Annotated in this window: 2 protein-coding genes and 1 pseudogene; all 3 read right to left on the bottom strand. The window is 66.6% G+C overall.

What is annotated here, in order from left to right:
• Positions 1-177: pseudogene (locus PGX04_RS25565) on the bottom strand (AAA family ATPase); the annotation flags it as partial.
• The gene (locus tag PGX04_RS25560; protein WP_273741071.1) at positions 177-1619 is read right to left on the bottom strand and encodes an anaerobic glycerol-3-phosphate dehydrogenase subunit C; all 1443 of its coding nucleotides are present in this window, start codon (positions 1617-1619) and stop codon (positions 177-179) included. The gene PGX04_RS25560 and the pseudogene PGX04_RS25565, both read right to left, overlap by 1 nt.
• A partial coding sequence (locus PGX04_RS25555) for a hypothetical protein (protein ID WP_273741070.1) occupies positions 1616-1808 on the bottom strand: 193 nt, incomplete at its 5' end. The genes PGX04_RS25555 and PGX04_RS25560, both read right to left, overlap by 4 nt.

The raw sequence follows: 1808 nt of genomic DNA, 5'->3' as shown, positions 1-1808 counted from the left end.
CGGCGGCAGCTCCCCGTCGAAGACCGGCTCGAGCGCGTCGAGCAGTTGCTCCAGCACGGGGCCCCGGCCGACCGGTTCCGGCCGGTGGACGACCGGGCTGAGCTGGTCGCGATCCACGACGATACGTCGTCCCTGCCGCGCCGATCGACGGCGAGCGATTCGCTCCTGAAGGTCCATTACTGCGCGTTTGCCTCCGTCGTGGTTCCGACGAGCGCCGCCTCGAGCACCTCGAGCGTGTGGGTGATCTCGTAGCCGGTCCCGTGTTCCATCTGCATCGAGCAGGTCGGACACTCCGTGAGTCCCGTGTTCGCGTCCGCGTCTTCCATGTGGTCGAACATTTCCGACCCGATTTTCATGGATGTTTCGTAATTTTCGGCCTTCCAGCCGTACGTGCCGGAGATCCCCGAACAGGAGTCGCCGACGTCGTGGGCGTCGACGCCGTCGATCGCTGCCAGCACCTCCATCGTCTGCCCGTCGAGGCCCTGGTTCCGCGCGTGACACGGCGCGTGATAGGCGAAGTTCGACTCCCCGTCGATCGAGGTCCCCTCGAGTTCGCCCTCGAGGTCCTCGTGGACCCGGAGGTACTCGACGGCGTCCCAAGTGTTTTCGGCGACGTCCTCGGTCCCCTCGAAGTCGAACAGTTCGGGGTACTCCTGCCGGATCGACATCGAACACGAACTGCAGGAGGCGACGACGTCCGCGCCGTCCGCGAGCGCCGCGGCGAGTTCCCGGACGTTCGTCTCGGCCGACCGGCGCGCGTCCTCGAGCATCCCGTTGGCGAACATCGGCGTCCCCGAACAGGACTGGTCGGGGACCATGATCTCGTAGCCGAAGTGTTCGTAGACGCGGACGAGCGCCTTCGCGACTTCGGGCGTGTTGTAGTTCGCGTAGCAGCCGTGGAAGTAGGCGATGCGTTTCTCGTCGCTCCGAACCTGCTCGCCGCCTCGCTCCGTCTGCTCGCGGGCCGAGTGCCCGCTCGCACGGTCCGAGGGACTCTCCGAGTCCCTCGCGACTCGCGCCTTCTGCGCTCGCTTTTTCGAGGTGGCGTTGCCACCTCGCTTCGCCCACCACTCCCGAAACGTCTCCGTCGCGAACGCCGGCAGCTCCCGCTCGCCGGTGATCCCGAGGAGCTTCTCGCCCAGCCACTGCGTCGCGGAGAGCCCCATCACGAAATTCGTCGTCCGCGGAAACATCGACCCGAGCGGGGCGAGTCGGCGGTAGTTCGCGAGGATGCGATTCCGAACGTACTCCCGCGAGAATTTGTCCATCTGTTCCTCGACGTACTCCCCTCGAGCGGTGTTGTGCATCTGCGAGAGGGGGACGTCCGACGGGCAGGCGCTGTCACAGCGCATGCAGTTCGAGCACTTCATCACCGAGTCGTCGATATCGTGGTCGTCCTGGCGCTTGAGCCGCCACTGCTCGGGGCCCTGGAACTTCGGCCCGGGGAACTCGTCGTCCACCTCGGCGACGGGACAGTTGGTGTCGCAGGTCGAGCACTTGTAGCAGTCGTCCGCGCCCGGCCGGAGGTCCATCTCCTCGGCCTCGGGAAACACCTGAATCGGCTCGAACTCGTCGTCGCCCGATACGCCATCGTCGGTCAGCCGTTCTGCGTCGCTCATCGAATCACCTGAATCAGTCGGTTGCCGCCGTTCGTGCCGCTCGCATCGTCCGTGTCGCTCGCATCGATCCGCCGAATTCGATCGCGAGCGTGCCGTCGGTCGGTTTTCTCGCTCGAGGCGCACGCGTCGCCCGTCACCGTTCGCCCTCCGAGGCGGCGCGCCGGCCCGCGACGTAGCCCGTCGCGAGCG

Source organism: Natrinema soli (assembly GCF_028618695.1).
The sequence above is the reverse complement of the archived record's forward strand: the minus strand, read 5'-3'. Positions and strand labels throughout refer to the sequence as shown.

Excerpts from the sequence above, each read along its gene's own strand:
- PGX04_RS25560 (WP_273741071.1), bottom strand. The coding sequence starts at position 1,619 with ATGAGCGACGCAGAACGGCTGACCGACGATGGCGTATCGGGCGACGAC.